The sequence below is a fragment of the Microbacterium oleivorans genome, from assembly GCF_001691565.1.
Classification (GTDB): Bacteria; Actinomycetota; Actinomycetes; order Actinomycetales; family Microbacteriaceae; genus Microbacterium; species Microbacterium oleivorans_B.
Genome location: NZ_MAYO01000003.1, coordinates 1121200 through 1140518 on the forward strand (window position 1 = coordinate 1121200; position 19319 = coordinate 1140518).

Below are 19319 nucleotides of genomic sequence, written 5' to 3' on the forward strand. Positions count from 1 at the left end.
TCGTAGGGATGCCGCGAGCCAGGGCGCGCGCTAAGGCTCATTCCCCCGCGTTGTGCGCGTAACGTGGCTTTCGCTCATTGTGCGCAGGAGGTGGTCGGGTGCGGTTCGGGAGCAGGATGCTGGTCCTCCAGTTCGTCACGCAGGTGTGCGTCGTGGCGGCGTGCGCCGGCGTCTTCCTCTTCCTCGGGGTGCAGCAGCTGCGCGCCGAAGCGGAGTCCTCGGCGCTGAACATCGCCCGGAGCGTCGCGGCGACCCCCGACGTCCGCGAGCTGGTCGCGGAATACTCCGCCGACCCCGGCACGCCGGATGCCGCGAAGCTTCGCGGCGGCCCTCTGCAGGGGTACGCCACCGCCGTCTCGGACCGTACGGACGTGCTGTTCGTCGTGATCACCGACGATCACGGCATCCGTCTCGCCCACCCCGACCCGGACCGGCTCGGCGATGTCGTGAGCACGAGCTTCGACGACGCCCTCGCCGGGCGCGAGGTCGTGACGTGGGAGTCCGGCACGCTCGGCGAATCCGCACGCGCCAAGGTGCCCGTGTACGCGCCCGGCGACGGCGACCGGCCGGTCGGAGAGGTGAGCGTCGGATTCGAGCGAGCCAGCGTGTTCCGCGATCTGCCCGCCCTCCTCACCGGCATCGCCGTCGCGGTCGTGCTGGCCCTCGCCCTCGGCGCGGTCGCGGCGCTGCTGATGCGTCGGCGGCTCGAGCGCGTGACGCTGGGCCTGCAGCCCGAAGAGCTCGCGGCACTCGTCCAGACGCAGACCGCCGTGTTCGAGAGCGCGGACGAGGGTGTCGTCGCGGTGGACCCGGACGGCACCGTGCGCGTGTGGAGCGAGGCGACGACGCGGATGCTGGGCGTCGCCGCCGCGCCTGGGACCGCCCTTCGCGACGTCCCGGTCGACCCGTCGGTGCGCGATGCGCTCACGGGGGGCGCGCCGTCGGGACTCGCGGTCGGCGACCGCATCGTCTATGTCGACGTCCGCCCGGTGCGTCGCGGTTCCCGCGCACTCGGCACCGCGGCGATCCTCCGCGACCGGACCGATCTGCTCGCCCTCACCGAGCGTCTTGACGGCGTCCGCACCCTGACCGACGCGCTGCGCGCGCAGCGCCACGAGTTCGCGAACCGCCTGCACGCGGCATCCGGTCTGCTGGACGCGGGCCGCGGCGAGGAGGCCCGCGACTTCCTGCGCGAGGTCTCGGGTCGCGGCGCCGTCGACCTGCGGGTGGCCGGGCTGGATGCCGTGACTGACCCGGTCCTGCAGTCGTTCCTCGGCGCGATGGCCGAGAGCGCCCGCGAACGCGGCGTCGAGTTGCGCGTCGGGCCCGACACCCTGCTGCGCAGCACGCTGCGCGAGGTGGAGGACACCCTCGCCGTGATAGGGAACCTCGTGGGGAACGCGATGACGGCCGCGGCATCCTCGTCGGCGGACGCCTGGGTAGAGGTGACCCTCCTCGACGAGCTCGACGGGGGCGAGCTCGTCCTGACGGTGGCGGATTCGGGAGGCGGCGTGACGGAGCCCGGCGACGTGTTCGCCGCGCGCACGGTGTCGGAGACCGAGACGGCGGTGCACGGCCACGGCATCGGGCTGCCGCTGTCCCGTGAGCTCGCGAGGCGACGCGGGGGCGAGGTCTGGATCATCGACGCGGGCGGCCGCGACGGCGGCGCGGTCTTCGGGGCTCGTCTGCCCGCGGTGATGGGTCCGGCGGGACCGGGTGAGATCGAGGAGAGCGACGATGAGTGACATCCGTGTGCTGATCATCGACGACGACTTCCGCGTCGCCGGCGTGCACCGCGACATCGTGACGGGGGTGCGCGGATTCACCGCGCTCGAGCCGGTCCGCACCGCGGCCGAGGCGCTGGCGGCCGTGCGGGCCGACACCCCCGACCTGATCCTCGCCGACGTGTACCTGCCCGACGGGGACGGCATCGAGGTGGTGCGCTCGTGCGGCGTCGACGCGTTCGTGCTGAGTGCGGCGACGGACGCGCGGACGGTGCGGCGCGCCTTCCGCGCCGGCGCCCTCGCCTACCTCGTGAAGCCGTTCGACGCGCGAACGCTGGCCGATCGCCTCGACCGGTACGCGCGCTACCGCAACCTGCTATCCGACGCCGCCCCGCTCACGCAGGACCAGATCGACCGCGCGGCGACGGCGATGCGCGCTGCCTCCGACCAGGCGTCGGTGTCGCGGTCGGCGACGGAGCGGACCATCCTCGGCGCCCTCGCCGACGGCGAGGCATCGGCGAGCGAAGTCGCCGAGCGCAGCGGCATCTCACGCGCGACGGCCCAGCGCCACCTCACCGCGCTCGCTTCGCGCGGGCTCGTGGAGATCAGCCTGCGATACGGCACGACGGGCCGCCCTGAGCACCGCTTCCGCGTGGCGGATGCCGCGGGCTAAGGTGACACCACGCCACGACGGCCGTGTCGCGCAGGAACCGCTCGGGGAACGGACTCCACCATGACGAACACAAGCCGGATCACACTCGCGACCGCTCTGATGGCCGCATCGGGTCTCGCACTGACCATCGGAGCCACGGCACTCGCGACCTACCTGCTGACAGCGGACGGCACCTTCGCCGAGCTCGTCGTGGTCGCCGGCGCCGCCGGCACCGCCATCGTCACCGGCATCGTCGGCGTGTGGCTGCACCGGTTGAGCACCGTCGTCTCCGCCATCGCGACGGTGGGATACCTGGTCGTGGGGGCGACGATTTTCCTCGGCGCCGTGACGACCCTCCAGGATGCTGCGGCGGGAGGATTCGCGAACATCGGAGCGGGACTGCTCCTGCTCGTCGGCTCGGTCCTCGCTGTGCCGGCAACCGCTCTCGCCGTGACGCTCGCCGCCTTCTACCTGCGGTCCCGCCGGTACGCCGTGGCCTGACGACGCGGGCTCATGCGAAGCGGCGGCACCATTCGTACATGACGACCGCCGCGGCGGCCGAGGCGTTGATCGATCGGGTCGAGCCGTACTGGGTGATCTCGATGACTCCGGATGCCGCTGCCAGCGCCTCGGGCGACAGCCCGGGTCCCTCCTGCCCGAACAAGAGGACGCACCGCTCCGGCAGGTCCGCCCGATCGACGGGCACCGACCCGTCGACGTTGTCGATGGCGAGGACGGGCAGACCTGCGGCATCCGCCCACGCGGCGAAGGTCTCGACGTCCTCGTGGTGGCGGACGTGCTGGTACCGGTCGGTGACCATCGCGCCGCGCCGGTTCCAGCGCCGCTTGCCGATGATGTGCACCTCCGCGGCGCCGAACGCGTTGGCGCTGCGCACGATCGAGCCGATGTTCATGTCGTGCTGCCAGTTCTCGATCGCGACGTGGAACGGATGCCGCTTCTCGTCGAGGTCCGCCACGATCGCCGCCATCGTCCAGTAGCGGTACTGATCGACGACGTTCCGGCGGTCGCCGTTCTCCAGCAGGTCGCGGTCGTAGCGCGGGTCGTCGGGCCACTCGTCCGGGCCGCCCGGCCACGGTCCGACGCCGACGGGGAGCTGCGGCTCGGCGTCGCCGGCGGCGGGATCGATCGGCTCTGGCACCGGTCCAGGTTAGTCGGGGGACACCGGCACGAAGACGGCGAAGCGGGAGCCGACGCCCACCTCGCTCGTGACCTCGACCGAGCCGCCGAGCGCCTGGCTGAGCCCCTGCACGATCGACAGCCCGAGTCCCGAACTCTCGCCCGACCGCGTACGCGCCGGATCCCCCCGCCACAGACGGTCGAACACGAACGGGAGGTCGTCGGCGGCGATGCCCTCGCCGTCGTCGATCACCTCGAAGCGGACGGTTCGCCCCATCGCCCGCGCGCCGACGCGCACGGACCCGCCCGGAGGAGTGTGGCGCAGAGCGTTGCCTACGAGATTGCTCAGGATCTGCCCGAGGCGCCCGGCGTCGGTGCGCATCGGCAGGGCGCCGTCGGCGTCGGCGACCAGCGTCACGTCGGCGTCCGCGGCCCGAGCCAGATGGGCCGCCACGACGCTCCGGACGACCTCGGCGGCATCCACCGGCGCGAGGTCGACGGCGAGGTCGCCCGTCTCGGCGAGTGCGAGCACCTGCAGGTCGCGCGTGATGGTCTCCATGCGTCCGGCTTCGGTGAGCACGAGACGCCGCAGCTCGGCGTCGCTCATGCCGAGACCGTCGTCGGCGGCCTCGACCCATCCGCGGATGTTCGTCAGGGGGCTCCGCAGTTCGTGGGCCACGTCGCCGAGGAGACGACGCCGGGCGGTCTCGTGACCGGCGATCTCCGCCGACATCCGATCGAAGGCCGCGCCGACGTGGGCGAGGTCGTCCTTCGCACCGAGTCCGCTCCGGCCTGCGCGTTCCCCTGCCGCGAAGCGGTCCGCGGCGGCTTCGAGCCTGCGCGCGCTCCGCAGGGTCGGCGCGAGGATGATGGCGGCCGCTGCGGCGAGGAGAGCGAGGAGCACGACGACGACGATCGCCAGCCGTGCGATCGTCCCCGGGCTCGCGTCGAGCGGGCCGCGGATGTTTCCCCGGAGGTTCGTGAGGACGACCTGGACGGTCGGCGCCGTGAACGCGGAGGCCTGCTCGGCCTGTGCGCGGAGGAGGCATTCGGCGGTGGCATCCGTCGCTGCGGGATCGGTGCGGAACGCGAGCTCCGTTCTCGCCGACGCGGAGGACAGGTCGAGGGCGATCCGATCGATCGCGGGTGCGCCGGCATCGAGCAGGCACCGGTTCGCGAGGTCGCGCAGCTCGTCGAGGGCGCTCTGCTCGGACGGCAGCGGGGTGTCGAGCCGGCTCCGCCCGCAGTCAGGCGCGTCGTCCGCGGCCCACACCACCGGGCGTCCCGTCGTCCAGACGGTCGAGCCGAGGACGGACTCACCCAGGCAGGCGCGGACATCGGCGGCGCGCTCGGTCAGCGCCGCCTGCTGCGCGTCGCTGAGGCCGAACGGCCCGACGATCCCCCGGTGCAGGCCCAACTCCAGGGTGCCCGGATCGGCGACCTCCTCGAGCGGATCGAAGGTCAGGGTCGACTCCTCCGGTCGCGGCAGAGTCGGAGCGCTGTCGGCGATCAGCTCTCCGTCACCGCCCACGAGCGCGATACGCCTCCCGGTGTCGTGCGCGAGTTCCAGTAGCTCCGGTCCGACGCCGTCCCAGGTGGGATGCCGGCCGGCCCAGAGCGTCAGTTCCTCGAGGATCTGCTCGTTCCGGGCGAGGGCGGCATCCGATGACTGCTGGTCGAAGCGGTACTCCGCCGTCTGCGCGAGCCACAGCGTACTGCCGACCGACGCGACGACCAGGAGGAGGCCGGCGGCGAGGTACCGCAGGAGCAGACGCGGCGTCCGTCGCCGCGTCGCCTGCTCATTCGATCGCACGCTCATCCCGTCGGCAATGCTCTCACCCGCCCCGCCTCTCATCCTGCAGCGAGCGCAGCGGTCGGCGATTGCCGTGCCGCATGGATCGACGGCGCCAGCCCGGCGAGAGCGCCTGTCACCAGGGATGCGGCGACGCCCAGGACGATCGTCGCTACCGGGATCACCACCGGCCACCCCTGCGTCGCACTCCACAGCACCGTGCCGAGCAGCCCGAGCGAGACCCCCAGGAGCCCGCCCATCGAGCAGAGGACCACCGCTTCGACGAGGAACTGCGCCCGGATCTGCCCTCGATGCGCGCCGAGCGCGCGTCGCAACCCGATCTCGCTCCGGCGCTCGAGCACCGAGACGAACATGGTGTTCGCGATCCCGATCCCGCCGATGAGGAGGGCGATCCCCGCCAGGGTCAGGAACAGTCCGTCGAGGTTCGCCTGCGCGGCATCCTTCGCGGCCAGTACGGCGGACGGACGACTGACCTGCACCATGCCCGCGGCTCCCGGCGAGAGCGTCGCCGCGACGACGGGGCGGAGCGCCTCGATCTGCGACTCGATGCCGGTGAGGTAGGCGACCGTGGGGGCGCCGTCGAAGTCGAGCCATTGCCGGGCGGCGGCGTCGCTGACGAGGACGGCCGACTGCAGGTCGGGAGCGAGAGGGGTGTCCTTCAGGACGCCGACGACCTGGAACGGGATGCCGTCGAGGTCGATCGACACCGCGCGGCCCGGGAGCCGCGAGAGTCCGAGCCGGTCCGCGGCATCCGAGCCGAGGACGACGACCGGCAGCGGATCGTCGCCGAGCCATCGTCCTTCCGCCAGCTCGCCGCGCAGCACGCCCAGCAGGTCGCCCTCGACGGCGAGGGTCGTGATGCCGCTCTCGACGTAGTCCCGGAGCGCGTTGCTCCGGACTCCCGCGTGAGCGTTCCCGACCGTCGCGGCATCCGAGACGGGACCGATCCGCTGCAGCATGCCGCGCGACTCGGGCGGGAGCGGAATCGGCTCACCGTCGACGCCCACCCTCGGGTCGGCGCGCAGCAGGTTCGCGCCGAGCTTCGTGAGTTCCTGATCGAGTGCGGCCTGCGATGACGCGGGCAGAGCGGTGACCGTCACGAGGGTGGCGATGCCGATGGCGACTCCGAGCGAGGCCAGCACGGCGCGCAGCGGGCGGGTGAACAGCCCCACAGTTCCGAGCGTGAGAAGATCCCGGATGCCGAGGCGAGGCCGACGTTCAGACATGAGCGACCTCCTCATGGACGGGCGCGGCGGTGTCCGACACGATCCCCCCGTCGCGGAGCTCGATGCGGCGCGGCATCCGTGCGGCCAGAGCCGTGTCGTGGGTGATGATCACGACGGTGGTGCCCTCCCGGTTGAGTCGCTCGAGGAGGTCGACGATGCGTTCGCCGTTCGCACTGTCGAGTGCGCCGGTCGGCTCGTCGGCCAAGACCACGAGCGGCTCGGTGACGATCGCGCGGGCTATCGCGACCCGCTGACGCTCCCCGCCGGAGAGGTCCCGAGCCCGGTGCGAGAGGCGGTGCGCCAGTCCGACCCGCTCGAGCGCCGCGCGGGCGCGATCGCGTCGGAGTCGCCGCGGCACGCCGCTGTAGAGGAGAGCCGTCGCGACGTTGTCCTCGGCGCTCAGACCGTCGGTGAGGTGGAAGCTCTGGAAGACGAAGCCGATCGTCCGCCCCCGCAGGGTCGAGAGCGCCCGGTCGTCGAGGTCGTCGGTGTCGATCCCGCCGACGCGGACGGTTCCGCTCGTGGGCCGGTCCAGGGTGCCGAGGACGTTCAGGAGCGTGGACTTGCCGGCACCGGATCGTCCGACGATCGCGACGATCTCGCCCGCGTCGATCCGGAGCGACACGTCGCGCAATGCAGCGACGCCGCCCGGATGGACGCGACCCACGCGATCGAGCTCGAGGGCGGGGGTGGTCATCGCGCGGTCACCACCGTCATGTCGGCGGTGATGCCGTCGCCGGCCACTTCGACGCGGCCGTCCGCGATGAGCCCGATCGTGACAGCGTGCAGCCGCCCGGACTCGTCCTGCAGCGCGTAACCGCCCTCGGCGAGCGCGATGAGCGCGGGGACGGGGGCGATGAGCACGTCGGTGACGGTCTTCGTCACGACGCGGACGACGACGGCCCCGGCATCCAGGTCGGCGACAGCCTTCTGGTCGGCGATCTCGACCGTGGCGCGCACCTGGGACTGCGCCCCCTCGCCCGCCGTGCCGACGTCGCGGATCGTTCCCTTCAGCACCCGGCCGTCAGGCAGCTCGATCTCCGCCGCCGCCCCGGCGCCCACGAGTCCCGCGTCGCCGGCAGGCACGGCCGCTTCGACGATCCTCGTGGTGGTCGACGCGGTGAACGGCGTCCCGGTCGCGGCGTCGCCGAGCCGCGCCGTCACCTTCGCGACGCGGCTGTCGGCGGTCAGGACGACGACGTCCGTCGGGGCGATGTCGCCCGTCCGCTCCAGACCGAGCGAGGTCTGCCAGGCGCGGACGGCAGTGCGGAAAGCGCCGTTCGTCCGCGCGTCCTTCGAATCGGCCCGGCGGAGGTAGCCGAGCTCCATGAGGTTCTCCGCGACCATGCTGACGTCGGCACCGGTCATGCCCCACGAGGTCAGGGGACGGTAGAGGGCGGTCTTCCCGATGAGCACCGGGACAGGGCGGTCGTCGACGCGGAGTGCCGTCGCCCCGCGACCGAGGTCGGAACCGGGTGCCGGCAACCAGGTGATCGTCCCCTTCGCTTTGACCGACACGGGCTCGGCGGCGCCGAACCCGATCGAGCCGTCCAGGGTCGCGGTCAACGACAGGTCGCCCCGCTCGATCACGGCGGTCGCGCGCTCCGTCTGCGGCGACGGCGCACCCTTCGGGGACTGCTCGGTCGCGCTCGTGACGGCGACCATCCCGCCCGCGGCGAGGAGGAGAGCCGCCCCGACGGCGGCCGCCGCGATGGCGAAGGTACGGCGTCGGCGGTCGCGGCTCATCGGGCGCCGCCCGAAACGTCGGCGACGCATCCGTCCACCTTCGCCATGCCGAGCGAGATCGACGCCGAGTCGTTCTGCTCGCCGCCGAAAGCGAAGTTGATCTGCCCGAACTCGTCCGCCGGGGTGATCTCCACGTGACGGACGCCCTCAGCGTGCAGGCAGTCGACCACCTTCTGCGCGAACCGCAGCGCGTCGGGATTCTGCGCGTCGAGCTCGTGCGGCGGCAGCGGCGCGAATCTCATGCAGAATGCCTCCGCCTCCGCAGCGGCCTCGGGGTCGTCGTTCGTCGCGACGCCCACGCCGCTGTCCTGGCCGCCCGTGATCGTCGCCTTCGGCATCCGATCGGCGAGGCATCGCTCGCGGGGCTGCCACGCCGCCTCGCCCTCCTCCTCGGTCATGTCGAGGCGGAGCCGAACCGGCTCGCCGTACTCGGCGATGAGCGGGTCCTCCGTCGCCGTCTTCTCGGGCGCCGCCGTCTCGAGACTGGCGATCTGATCGTCGGGAACAGGGGCGGCATCCTCACCCTGCGGGGCGGTGCCGGCTGCGCAGCCGGTCGCGAGCAGCACGGTCAGGGCGATGCCGACGAGGGCACCCAAGGGGCGGGTCGAATGGCGGGACATGATTCTCCGATCTCTGTCGTCGCCTTCAGCGTGATCGCCGGTTGTGAGCGGATTGTGAGGATGCCGTGCCGAGACCGTCGGCGCTCCGGTCGCCCGCCTACAGTCGATGGCGTGGCCCGCATCGTGATCGTCGAAGACGACGACCTGCAGTCCGAGCTCATCCGCCGCTACCTCGAGCGGGAACGCCACGAGGTGCAGGTCATCGGCGACGGAGCGGCTGCGCTCGCCGCCGTCAGGGAGACCTCGCCCGATCTGCTGATCCTCGACGTGATGCTGCCGGGGCTCGACGGACTCACCCTCTGCCGCACCCTCCGCGAGGAGATGTACGACCTGCCGATCCTGATCCTCACGGCCCGATCGACCGAGAACGATCTGCTCCTCGGTCTCGAACTCGGCGCCGACGACTACGTCACCAAGCCGTACAGCCCTCGCGAGCTCGTCGGTCGCGTCCGAGCGCTGCTGCGACGGGTTCTGCCGGTCGCCCCGACCCGCCCCGAGGTCGTCGTGGGAGACCTCGCGATAGACCCCGAACGCCGGACGGTCACCGTCGACGCCCGACCCGTGGAGCTGACGCGCGCCGAGTTCGATCTGCTGCTCGTGTTCGCCACTCAGGCGGGACTCGTCCTCAGCCGGTCGCAGCTCCTCGACCGGCTGCACGGCTCCGACCGCTGGATCGGGCCGCGCACCATCGACACCCACGTGAAGAACCTGCGGCTGAAGATCGAGAGCGACCCGCAGCATCCCGCGAAGATCGTCACCGTGCACGGCGTGGGGTACAAGCTCGAGTCCTCCTCGGCCTGAGCGCCGTCGGAGCGCACGGCGCTTCCCGGCATCCGCCGGTCCTGTTAGATTTTTCGGTATGCCGAAAAATCCCGCCGCCGCAGGCCCGCGCACGCGCGCGGCGTGGCTGCTCGGACCGGCTCTCGTCGCAGGCGTGGCCTACCTCGATCCCGGCAACGTCGCGAGCAACATGACCGCCGGCGCTCGGTACGGTTACCTCCTGGTCTGGGTCGTCGTCCTCGGCAACGTCATGGCGTGGCTGATCCAGTACCTGTCCGCCAAGCTCGGCATCGTGACGGGGCAGAGCCTGCCCGAACTCCTCGGCGCCCGGTTCCGAACCCACGCGGCCCGTCGCGCGTACTGGCTGCAGGCGGAGCTCGTCGCGATGGCGACCGACGTGGCCGAGATCATCGGCGGTGCGGTCGCACTCTGGCTGCTGTTCGGCGTTCCCCTCCTCTGGGGCGGGCTCATCACCGGAGCCGTCTCGATCGTGCTCCTGCTCATCCAATCCCGCCGCGGCGCGCGCAGCTTCGAGTTCGTGATCATCGGACTGATGGCGATCATCGCGCTCGGTTTCACGTACGGCGTCTTCATCGGCCCGCCCGACGCGTCCGGTGTCGCCGGAGGCCTCCTGCCGCGCTTCGACGGGACGGACTCGGTGCTGCTCGCGGCATCCATCCTCGGCGCGACGATCATGCCGCACGCCATCTACGCGCACAGCTCGCTCGCGCGGGACCGCTTCCGCCCGTCCGAGAACCGTCGGAAGGATGCCGCGGCCGCCGACGCGGCGATCGACACCCGCCGCGTGCTCCGCGCCACGCGCTGGGACGTGACGATCGCCCTCGCCATCGCGGGGACCGTGAACCTCTGCATCCTGCTGCTCGCCGCGGCGAACCTCGCCGGCGTTCCCGGCACCGACAGCCTCGAGGGCGCGTACGCTGCGCTGCAGTCCGGGATCGGGCCCGTCGTCGCGACGCTGTTCGCCGTCGGACTGCTCGCCAGCGGCCTGGCCAGCAGCGCCGTCGGCGCCTACGCGGGCGCCGAGATCATGCACGGCCTCCTGCGCATCCGCATCCCGCTCCTCGTGCGCCGCCTCGTGACCCTGGTCCCCGCCCTCGCGATCCTCGCCATCGGCGTCGACCCGACACTCGCGCTGATCATCAGTCAGGTCGTCCTGAGCTTCGGCATCCCGTTCGCCCTCATCCCCCTCATCGCGCTCACCGCGAAGACCGACGTGCTCGGCGCGTACCGCAACCGGGCGTGGACGACGGCCGCCGGCATCCTCGCGTCGGTCTTCCTCGTCGCACTCAACGGCCTGCTGCTCTGGCTGACCCTCTTCGGCTCGTGACGGGAGGCCGGTCGGCTGTCACCGCCGCCGGGCCGTCAGCGACTCCCAATTGCCGGAGCCGATCGCGACCTTCTGCTCGTGCGTGAACGGCGAGTCCTCGAGAAAGCTGCGGCCGACGCCGTCGGAGGTGTCGAGGAAGGGGAATCCGCCGGGGCGGCTACCGAACGTATAGGGGTAATCAGTGGAATAGACCATGCGCTCGGTGCCGACGACCTCCGCGGTCCAGCGCAGGTAGCGATCGGACACGGTGCCGCTCCCCGCGATCCAGAAGTTCTGCGTCCAGTAGTCCAGCAGCGGGCGCTCGAGGTCCGCGTTGTGAGCCATGATGCCGGTGTGATCGAGGTAGAACATCACCAACTCTCCCCAGTGCCCGGCGACGACCTGCAGATCGGGATGGCGGTCGAAGACGCCGCTGAAGATCATGCGCATGTACTGGATCCCGAGGTCGTAGTACCAGCCGAGGCCGGCGGTAGCGAGGCCCATGCCGGCCGGGCCGAGGCCCGAGTAATAGGACTCGATGACCCCGGGCGTGGGCACCTGCGGGTGGAAGTGCAGGGGCACGCCGAGTTCCACGGCCTTCGCGTAGAGCTCGTCGTGGGCGGGCGAGTCGGCCAGGACGTCGCCGGTCCTGCCGTACAGCATCGCTCCGACGAAGCCGAGCCGATCGACCGCCCGCTCGAGCTCGGCCGCGGCTGAGATCGGATCGGCTGTGGGGATGGCGGCCCACGCCTGGAACCGATCGGGATGTTCGGACACGATCTCGGCGAGGTGATCGTTCGCGTCGCGCGCGACGACGGGCGCGTCCGCCGCGGACAGGTTCTGGACCCCCGGTGAATTCAGGGACAGGACGGCCACGTCGATCCCCTGATCGTCCATGTCGGCCAGGCGCTCCGCACCGGTACTCCGGAGCCGCCTCGCGAACGGGTCATCTCCCCACCCCGAGTGCGGGTTCGGTCGGACTCCCGAACGCTCCCAGGCATCCAGCACGAGCGGGAGCGCGATGTGCTCTTCGAGCCCGACGATCTTGATCTTCTCTGCCATGACGACCTTCCCAGTGTGTAATCAGCGGTAACTCGATAGTGTTATCGCCGGTAATAGCGACAGTAACACCGGCGAGGTATCGTTGTGAAGATGGGCACGGGAGACGAGGAGACACAGCGGCATCGCGTACGGGAGACGATCCTCGCGGCCGCCAGTGAGCTCATCGCCGAGGGCGGCGCGGCCGCGATGACCACCCGCGCCGTTGCGGTGCGGGCGGGCGTGCAGGCTCCCACGATCTACCGCCTGTTCGAGGACAAGCAGGGGCTGGTTCGAGCGGTCGCCGCGCACGTCCTCGAGACCTACGCCCGATCGAAGGATGTCGCCGACGACGACGCCGACCCCGTCGTCGCTCTGAGGGCAGCATGGCGAGCGCACATCGACTTCGGCCTCGCCAACTCTGGGCTGTACCTCCTCATGAACGACGGCACGCGAGGGACCGAGCACCATGCGCCGTCGGGCATCCCCGATGTCCTCACGACGCGCGTGCGAGCGATCGCATCCGCCGGCATCCTGACGGTCCCGGAGGAACGCGCAGTCGACCTCATCCGCGCTGCGGGCGACGGAGTGATCCGCGCGCTTCTCGCCGCGCAGGCCGACGCCGAGCATGCGTCCGTGCTGTCGGACGACATGATCAACGGCGTCCTCGCGCAGATCGTCCACAGCCGGGGCGAGACCCCTTCGCGCCCCGTCGACACTCTCCTCATCCAGCTGCGAGCCGTGACCGACGAGCTGACGGACCTCAGCACTGCGGAACGCGCGCTCCTTCGCGAATGGGTCGGCCGCAGCATCGACCGGCGAGGATCAACGGCGCGGAGCGCTGCCTCCTCCGACGGCCGCTAGTTCTTCGCGCCCGGAGCGGCTGATCCGGTTCGGCCCGCGACAGGAGGCCGGATAATCTGGGGTCCGTGCCCGCGTCCACGGTCGACGACTACCTGAAGACGATCTACCACTACACCGAGTGGCAGAGCGATCCCGTCACCCCCTCGGTGCTGGCCGCCGAACTTCGGCTCGCGCCGTCCTCGGTCACCGAGATGGTCAAGAAGCTCGCCGCGCAGGGCCTCGTGTCGCACCGCCCGTACGGTCCGATCTCACTGACGGATGCCGGGACCCGCCGTGCCACCGCGGTGATCCGCCGGCATCGCCTCATCGAGACGTGGCTCGTCCGCGAGTTCGAGTACGCGTGGGACGAGGTGCACGACGAGGCCGAGGTGCTCGAGCACACCATCAGCGACCGGCTGCTCGCAGGCATCGACGCGCGCCTCGGGCACCCTCGGTTCGACCCGCACGGCGACGCGATCCCCGGCCCCGACGGTTCGGTCGAGCGCGAGCCGTTCGTCCTGCTCGCCGAGGCGACGATCGGACACACCGGTCGTGTGCTGCGGGTCTCGGACCGAGACCCCGCGCTCCTGCGCTCACTCGAGGAGGCCGGGATCGGCGTCGGCCACACCGTCACCGCGACGGGCCGTGACGCCGTGCAGATCGACGGCGGACCGACGATCGACCTGCCGCCCGCCGCCGCGCGGGCGGTGTGGCTCACCGCCTGAGCGCCGGCCCGCGCAGCGCCGCCGGGCGACGCAGCGCCGCGCCCGGGTGCCGCAGCGCTGCCCGGGTACGGTGACGAATGCACGACCGGTGGTGCGGGAGATGGATCGGCAGCCAGATGTGGCGACTCCTGCGCCGGCGGTCGTGCATTCGTTCGCGCACCGCGCGGTGCAGACGAGGCGAGGTCAGCGCAGGCGCAGCTTGCGACCCTTGAGATAGGGCCACTCGGCCCGCGTCGCGTGCTCGGCGTAGTGCCACATGCGGGCACCGACGTCGGGATCGATCGTGACGCGCGGGGGACGGACGAGCACCGGCGCGCCCGTGTAGGTGTGCGCCGGCCCCCAGTACTGGCCGCCCTCGGCCTCGGGGTCGACGAGCGCGCGGACCGGGGCCCACGCCCCGCTCTCCTTCGACTGCGAGACCGCGGCCTGCAGCCCGCCGACGAACCGCTTGCGCCGTGACGGGGCGCTGACCCCGGCGATCCGCCGGGTCCGCCCGCCGAGCGAATAGCCGGGGTGCGCGACGAGACTTGAAACGGGGACGGATGCCGCTCGCAGCCGCCGGTCGGCTTCGAACCCGATCGCCGCGGTCGCGACCTTCGACTGCACGTACGCGCGCCACGGGGTGTAATCGTCGACGAGTTCGGGATCCACGGGATCCCAGGGGAAGAGCTTCGTGGCGACGGAGCCGAGCCAGACCATGCGGCCGCGGGCCGCCGCGAGGGCGGGCAGAAGCGCTCCGGCGAGCGCGTAATGGCCGAGCGCGTTGGTCGCGATGACGAGTTCGTGGCCGTCGCGGGTGAGCTGACGCGTCTTGGGCGGGTGCACGATCCCGGCATTGAGCATGACGCCGTGCAGTCCGACACGTCCGCGCACGGTCGCCGCGGCCGCACGCACCGACCCGAGGTTGCTCGTGTCGAGCGCGAGGGTCTCGAGGTCGGCATCCGGCACCTGCGCCAGAATCGCCGCCCGCGCGCGGGACAGCTTCGACGGATTCCTGGCCGTCATGACGACGTGCGCGCCGGCTCCCGCGAGCTGCAGGCACGAGAAGAAGCCGAGCCCGGTGTTCGAGCCGGTGACGAGGTAGCGGCGGCCGCTCAGATCGGGGAGATCATCCGGATCCCAGTCGTCGCGCGCCACATGATCGACCCTACGCTCGGCGGCTGTGCGCGGCATCCCCTTGCGCAGCACGCGCTCCCCGAACGCTCGTCGCCGCGCCGCAGCGCGTGGGAGAGTGGACGCATGAGCGGACTCGAACAGAACCTGCTGTTCGCCGTCGTCGGACTGACGATGGTCACGTCGTTGGTGATCGTCGTCGTGCAGATGGTGAGGCGGCGCCGCGACGACGAGGACGACCGCAATCCCTGGGACGACCTCGAACCCAAATGAGCCGGGGTTACTGCGGCGCCAGCACCAGGTCGTCGAGGTCGATCGCGGCCAGCCAGGTGAGGCCCTCGGCCTCGATGGCGGCCTGAGCGCCGGTCTTGCGGTCGACGATCACGGCGACGGCAACGGGCTCGGCTCCCTCGCGGCGCAGGGCCTCGACGGCCTTCAGCGCGGACTGGCCTGTGGTCGAGGTGTCCTCGACGACGATGACGCGCTTGCCGACGACATCCGCTCCTTCGACCTGACGGCCGCGGCCGTGATCCTTGGGCTCCTTGCGGACGACGAACGCGTCGAGCGGAGCATCGGTGCGCGCCGACTCGTGCATGACGGCGTTCGCGATGGGGTCGGCGCCGAGCGTCAGGCCGCCGACAGCGACGATGCCGTCGACATCGCGGATGAGGTCGAGCATGATCCGCCCGATCGCGGGGGCTGCGCGGTGGTCGAGCGTGAGCTTGCGCATGTCGACGTAGTACGACGCCTTCTTGCCGCTCGACAGGGTGAAGTCGCCGTGGAAGACGGCCTCCTCCTGGATGAGCGAGATGAGGCGCTGGCGGTCGGCTTCGAGTGCGGGCGTGGAGGCGACGGTCACGGGACGAGTCTAGGACCGGCGGCGTCGGACGCCCGATCTAGGCTGGAGACCATGCGGCTTGCCACCTGGAACGTCAACTCCATCCGCGCGCGCGTCGTGCGCACCGTCGACTTCGCCGTGCGCGAGAACATCGACGTGCTCGCGATGCAGGAGATCAAGTGCAAGCCCGAGCAGTTCCCCTACGCGGCGTTCGAAGAGGCCGGGTACCACGTCGAGGCGCACGGCCTGAATCAGTGGAACGGCGTCGCCATCGCGAGCCGCTCCCCGATCACCGAGGTCGAGTACGCGTTCCCCGACATGCCCGGGTTCCTGAAGGGGCACGAAGGACCGGATGCCCCGCAGGAGGCCCGGGCACTGGGCGCGACGATCGACGGGGTCAAGGTCTGGAGCCTCTACGTTCCCAACGGCCGCGGACTCGACGACCCGCACTTCACCTACAAGCTCCACTGGCTCGAGGCTCTCCGCGCCTACACGCAGTCCACACTCGCGGCTCACCCCGACTTGCCGCTCGCGCTCGTCGGCGACTTCAACATCGCCCCGACGGATGCCGACAACGGCGACCCGACCGTGGTCGAGGGCATGACGACCCACGTCTCCCCCGAGGAGCGCACCTCGTTCCAGGCGCTGCTCGATGCCGGGCTCACCGACACGGTCCGCCCGCTGGTGCCCACCGGCTACACGTACTGGGACTACAAGCAGTTGCGCTTCCCCCGCAACGAGGGGCTGCGCATCGATTTCATCCTCGGCTCCCCGGCGCTCGCCGACGGCGTGGTGGGGGCAGCCATCCACCGCGAGGAACGCAAGGGCGAGATCCCGAGCGACCACGTCCCGGTCGTGGTCGACCTGGATCTGGACGGCGAGGACGACGACGACCGTCCGATGATCTTCTGATCGGGCGTCTCCCCCGCAGGACGGATGCCGCGACCCGCGGCCCCCTCTAGCGTGGAGAGCATGCCCGAATCGATGCTCCGCCGCGCGGCGACCGCGGCCGAACGGCGCCAGGACGTCTGGCTCGCCGCCGGACTGTTCATCGCCGCAATGATCAGCACAGCCTTGGGCTCGGTCTCGGGCGTCTACAACGGTGAACACCCCGACCTCATCTGGGGGCTGCTCTACTCGGTCGCGATGACGGCGCCCCTCGCCTTCCGGCGGCGGTATCCGATGACGGCCCTGATCGCGGTCTCGGTCGTGTTCTTCGTGGGAGTCTCGGCGCGCATCCCCGAGCTCTACGTCGGCAACGTCGCCCTGTTCGTCGGGATGTACACGGTCGGCGCCTGGGTGTCGGATCGTCGCCGCGCGGCGCTCGTACGCATCCTGCTCATCGTCGCGATGTTCGTGTGGCTCATGATCACGATCTTCCAGACCGCGGCATCCCCCGAAGAGGGCCTGTCTCGTGAGGGGCCGTTCTCGCCGTTCGCGGCCTTCGCGATGATCCAGTTCCTCGTCAACGTGGCCTTCTTCGGCGGGGCGTACCTGTTCGGCGAGCGCGCCTACACGGGCGCGATGGAGCGCACCGCCCTCGAGGAGCGCACCGCCGAGCTCGAGCGCGAGCGCGAGCGGACGGCCGCTCAGGCGGTCGCCCTCGATCGGGTGCGCATCGCCCGCGAACTGCACGACGTGGTGGCGCACCACGTCTCGGCGATGGGCGTGCAGGCGGGCGCCGCGCGCACAGTCCTCGACCGTGATCCGGATGCCGCGCGCAGCGCGCTGACCGGCGTCGAGTCCTCGGCGCGCCAGGCGCTGACCGAGCTCCGTCAACTGCTCGAGACGCTCCGCACCCCCGAGACCGAGGCTCCCGGCGGGTCGACCCTCCGCCTGGAGGCCCTGCCCGACCTGGTCGCGCACGCGAACGAGAACGGCCTGCCCACGGCGCTGTCCGTCGTGGGCGATCCGGTCCCGACGCCTGAGCTCGTGCAGGTGAACCTGTACCGCATCGCGCAGGAGGCCCTGACGAACGCCCGGCGCCACGGCGGCCCCGGCGCGACCGCCGACGTGCGCCTCCGGTACGCCGACGACGCCGTGGAGCTCGAGGTCTCCAACACCGGCCGCGCACCGATCTCCGGACGAGCGGGCCTCGGCCTCGTCGGAATGCGCGAACGAGCCGACTCCTCCGGCGGGACGCTCGAGGCGAGGCCCCGGCCCCGGGGCGGTTTCCTCGTGCGGGTGCGCGTGCCTCTGTCGCAGGCGGTGCCGGCATGATCCGGGTGCTGCTGGTCGACGACCACGCGGTCATGCGCGCCGGGTTCCGCATGATCCTCGAAGCGGCGGGCGACATCGAGGTGGTCGGTGAGGCGGGTGACGGTCGCGCCGCGATCGAGGCCGCGCGCACGCTCCAGCCCGACGTCATCTGCATGGACGTGCAGATGCCCGACATGGACGGTCTCGAGGCGACGCAGCGCATCGTGGCCGATGCCGGGATCGCGGCATCCGTCGTCATCGTGACGACCTTCGACCGCGACGACTACCTGTTCCAGGCGCTGTCGGCGGGAGCGAGCGGGTTCCTGCTGAAGAACGCCGGACCCGAGGAGCTCACGAACGCCGTCCGCGTCGCGCACTCGGGCGATGCGCTGCTGTCGCCGTCCGTGACCCGGCGTGTGATCGCACGGTTCGCCTCGACCGAGGCGGAGCCGGCGGCGTCCCTCCCCCCTGAGACGGATGCCGCGCCCGCCCTGCCGGTGGACCTCACCGACCGCGAGGTCGAGGTGCTGCGCCTGCTCGCGCAGGCGATGAGCAACGGCGAGATCGCTCGCGAGCTCTTCATCGGCGAGGCGACGGTGAAGACCCACGTGTCGAACGTGCTGCAGAAGCTCGGCGCCCGCGACCGCGTCGCCGCCGTCGTCTGGGCGCACCGCTACGGCCTCGCCTGACCCGAGAGCAGGCTTCGGCCGCACGAGAAACGGCCCCGCCCGAGTCGGGGCGGGGCCGTTCCCGTCGGAGCGACCGAGCGTCAGGCGCCTGCGGGCACCTTGGCGTAGCGGTCGACGAGGTCGTTGAAGGCCTCGAGGTAGCCGACGAGGAAGCCGGCCGTCTCGTCGTTGGTGACCTCGCCGTTGTCGGCGAACAGGCCGGGCGTGCTCTGGATGAAGCCCTCGGGCTGGCCGAGCGTCGGCGCGTTGAAGTGGCTGAGGATCGTCTTCAGGTGCTGCTGCGCGGCTGCCGTCGCGATGCCGCTGCCCGACGTCCCGATGACGGCGGTGGGCTTGAGGTTGAACGCGTTCTGGCCGTAGGGACGCGCGGCCCAGTCGAGTGCGTTCTTCAGGACGCCCGGGATGGAGCGGCTGTACTCGGGCGTCACGATGATGACACCGTCGACGTCGGCGATCGCCTGCTTGAAGTCCTCAGCGACCTGGGGGAAGTTCCCGTCGTGGTCGACCGAGTAGAAGGGCAGGTCCTTGATCGGGATCTCGACGAGCGTCGTGCCCTCGGGGGCGAGGCGCTTCAACGCCTCGGCGAGGCGGCGGTTGATCGAGGTCGACGAGATGCTGCCGACGATGTAGCCGATGGTGCGGTCCGTCATGAGTCCTCCAAGAAGTAGAGAAAGGGATGCCGGTGGGCATCGCAGACTCCAACGGGAGCCCCGGCATCCGTATTCCTATGAATGCACCGACAACGGTCTCCCCCGCGGGGAGGGGGCGAGTTCACCCGCCGGGGGGAGGTCGCCGGCGTCCGATCTCCCTAGCGTGGGACACATGCCACCGCCGGTGGCGCACAGACCA

21 protein-coding genes are annotated in these 19319 nt (G+C 71.2%); 11 read left to right on the forward strand and 10 right to left on the reverse strand.

All coding sequences use genetic code 11. The features are described 5' to 3' along the window. Positions 1-116: 116 nt before the first annotated feature. Genes BBA86_RS08135 through BBA86_RS08145 form a run of 3 tightly spaced genes read left to right on the forward strand, consistent with a single transcriptional unit; the run spans position 117 to position 2877 of the window. Positions 117-1745, forward strand: coding sequence for a sensor histidine kinase (locus tag BBA86_RS08135; protein ID WP_065571103.1), 1629 nt, complete (start codon positions 117-119; stop codon positions 1743-1745). Continuing rightward, positions 1738-2397, forward strand: a complete 660-nt coding sequence (locus BBA86_RS08140; RefSeq protein WP_065571104.1) for a response regulator — start codon at positions 1738-1740, stop codon at positions 2395-2397. The genes BBA86_RS08135 and BBA86_RS08140 overlap by 8 nt, the downstream gene beginning before the upstream one ends. A gap of 60 nt (positions 2398-2457) precedes the next feature. Continuing rightward, positions 2458-2877 (forward strand): hypothetical protein, encoded by a 420-nt coding sequence (locus tag BBA86_RS08145; protein ID WP_065571105.1) that lies wholly within the window; start codon positions 2458-2460, stop codon positions 2875-2877. A gap of 10 nt (positions 2878-2887) precedes the next feature. Here the strand turns inward: BBA86_RS08145 and BBA86_RS08150 are convergent, their stop codons facing one another. The 6 genes from BBA86_RS08150 to BBA86_RS08175 are packed head-to-tail and all read right to left on the reverse strand — an operon-like array spanning position 2888 to position 8918. Then, on the reverse strand, positions 2888-3535 hold the full coding sequence (locus tag BBA86_RS08150; protein WP_065571106.1) for a TrmH family RNA methyltransferase: 648 nt from the start codon (positions 3533-3535) through the stop codon (positions 2888-2890). Between the two features lie 9 nt (positions 3536-3544). Continuing rightward, positions 3545-5332: a sensor histidine kinase gene (locus tag BBA86_RS08155; protein WP_065571107.1), complete on the reverse strand. Its 1788-nt coding sequence runs from the start codon at positions 5330-5332 to the stop codon at positions 3545-3547. A 32-nt stretch (positions 5333-5364) separates the two neighbouring features. After that, positions 5365-6552 (reverse strand): ABC transporter permease, encoded by a 1188-nt coding sequence (locus BBA86_RS08160; RefSeq protein WP_065571108.1) that lies wholly within the window; start codon positions 6550-6552, stop codon positions 5365-5367. Then, positions 6545-7249: an ABC transporter ATP-binding protein gene (locus BBA86_RS08165; RefSeq protein ID WP_065571109.1), complete on the reverse strand. Its 705-nt coding sequence runs from the start codon at positions 7247-7249 to the stop codon at positions 6545-6547. Before BBA86_RS08165 ends, BBA86_RS08160 begins: the two co-directional genes overlap by 8 nt. Beyond that, a complete protein-coding gene (locus BBA86_RS08170; protein WP_189318440.1) occupies positions 7246-8298 on the reverse strand; it encodes a peptidoglycan-binding protein in 1053 nt (350 codons plus the stop codon). Before BBA86_RS08170 ends, BBA86_RS08165 begins: the two co-directional genes overlap by 4 nt. Beyond that, on the reverse strand, positions 8295-8918 hold the full coding sequence (locus BBA86_RS08175) for a hypothetical protein (RefSeq protein ID WP_141677856.1): 624 nt from the start codon (positions 8916-8918) through the stop codon (positions 8295-8297). Before BBA86_RS08175 ends, BBA86_RS08170 begins: the two co-directional genes overlap by 4 nt. Positions 8919-9029: 111 nt before the next feature. Between BBA86_RS08175 and BBA86_RS08180 the strand changes: the two genes are divergently transcribed. Together BBA86_RS08180 and BBA86_RS08185 are read left to right on the forward strand one after the other, a co-directional pair. After that, positions 9030-9719: a response regulator transcription factor gene (locus BBA86_RS08180; RefSeq protein WP_223247053.1), complete on the forward strand. Its 690-nt coding sequence runs from the start codon at positions 9030-9032 to the stop codon at positions 9717-9719. A gap of 58 nt (positions 9720-9777) precedes the next feature. Beyond that, the gene (locus BBA86_RS08185; RefSeq protein WP_065571113.1) at positions 9778-11046 is read left to right on the forward strand and encodes an Nramp family divalent metal transporter; all 1269 of its coding nucleotides are present in this window, start codon (positions 9778-9780) and stop codon (positions 11044-11046) included. A gap of 18 nt (positions 11047-11064) precedes the next feature. On the opposite strand, the gene BBA86_RS08190 is transcribed toward BBA86_RS08185, so the two are convergent. Continuing rightward, positions 11065-12087 carry an amidohydrolase family protein gene (locus BBA86_RS08190; protein ID WP_065571114.1) on the reverse strand — a complete coding sequence of 341 codons (1023 nt, stop codon included), beginning with the start codon at positions 12085-12087 and terminating at the stop codon, positions 11065-11067. A 90-nt stretch (positions 12088-12177) separates the two neighbouring features. Between BBA86_RS08190 and BBA86_RS08195 the strand changes: the two genes are divergently transcribed. Together BBA86_RS08195 and BBA86_RS08200 are read left to right on the forward strand one after the other, a co-directional pair. Next, positions 12178-12927 carry a TetR/AcrR family transcriptional regulator gene (locus BBA86_RS08195; protein WP_065572228.1) on the forward strand — a complete coding sequence of 250 codons (750 nt, stop codon included), beginning with the start codon at positions 12178-12180 and terminating at the stop codon, positions 12925-12927. Between the two features lie 65 nt (positions 12928-12992). Beyond that, on the forward strand, positions 12993-13631 hold the full coding sequence (locus BBA86_RS08200; RefSeq protein ID WP_065571115.1) for a metal-dependent transcriptional regulator: 639 nt from the start codon (positions 12993-12995) through the stop codon (positions 13629-13631). A gap of 183 nt (positions 13632-13814) precedes the next feature. On the opposite strand, the gene BBA86_RS08205 is transcribed toward BBA86_RS08200, so the two are convergent. Then, entirely contained in the window at positions 13815-14768 is a 954-nt protein-coding gene (locus BBA86_RS08205; RefSeq protein WP_065571116.1) for an SDR family NAD(P)-dependent oxidoreductase, read from the reverse strand. Between the two features lie 102 nt (positions 14769-14870). Between BBA86_RS08205 and BBA86_RS14575 the strand changes: the two genes are divergently transcribed. Beyond that, positions 14871-15017 carry a hypothetical protein gene (locus BBA86_RS14575; protein ID WP_165971326.1) on the forward strand — a complete coding sequence of 49 codons (147 nt, stop codon included), beginning with the start codon at positions 14871-14873 and terminating at the stop codon, positions 15015-15017. A gap of 7 nt (positions 15018-15024) precedes the next feature. Here the strand turns inward: BBA86_RS14575 and pyrE are convergent, their stop codons facing one another. Continuing rightward, the gene (gene pyrE / locus BBA86_RS08210; RefSeq protein WP_065571117.1) at positions 15025-15603 is read right to left on the reverse strand and encodes an orotate phosphoribosyltransferase; all 579 of its coding nucleotides are present in this window, start codon (positions 15601-15603) and stop codon (positions 15025-15027) included. A gap of 51 nt (positions 15604-15654) precedes the next feature. Here pyrE and BBA86_RS08215 point away from each other — a divergent pair, with 51 nt between their 5' ends. From BBA86_RS08215 to BBA86_RS08225, 3 genes are read left to right on the forward strand one after another with little or no spacing between them, the layout of a single operon-like run. Next, positions 15655-16494: an exodeoxyribonuclease III gene (locus BBA86_RS08215; RefSeq protein ID WP_065571118.1), complete on the forward strand. Its 840-nt coding sequence runs from the start codon at positions 15655-15657 to the stop codon at positions 16492-16494. Positions 16495-16554: 60 nt separating this feature from the next. Beyond that, positions 16555-17802: a sensor histidine kinase gene (locus BBA86_RS08220; protein WP_065571119.1), complete on the forward strand. Its 1248-nt coding sequence runs from the start codon at positions 16555-16557 to the stop codon at positions 17800-17802. Beyond that, positions 17799-18470, forward strand: coding sequence for a response regulator (locus BBA86_RS08225; RefSeq protein ID WP_065571120.1), 672 nt, complete (start codon positions 17799-17801; stop codon positions 18468-18470). The genes BBA86_RS08220 and BBA86_RS08225 overlap by 4 nt, the downstream gene beginning before the upstream one ends. Before the next feature lie 80 nt (positions 18471-18550). Here the strand turns inward: BBA86_RS08225 and BBA86_RS08230 are convergent, their stop codons facing one another. Next, on the reverse strand, positions 18551-19120 hold the full coding sequence (locus BBA86_RS08230; RefSeq protein WP_065571121.1) for an NADPH-dependent FMN reductase: 570 nt from the start codon (positions 19118-19120) through the stop codon (positions 18551-18553). Positions 19121-19319 lie beyond the last annotated feature (199 nt).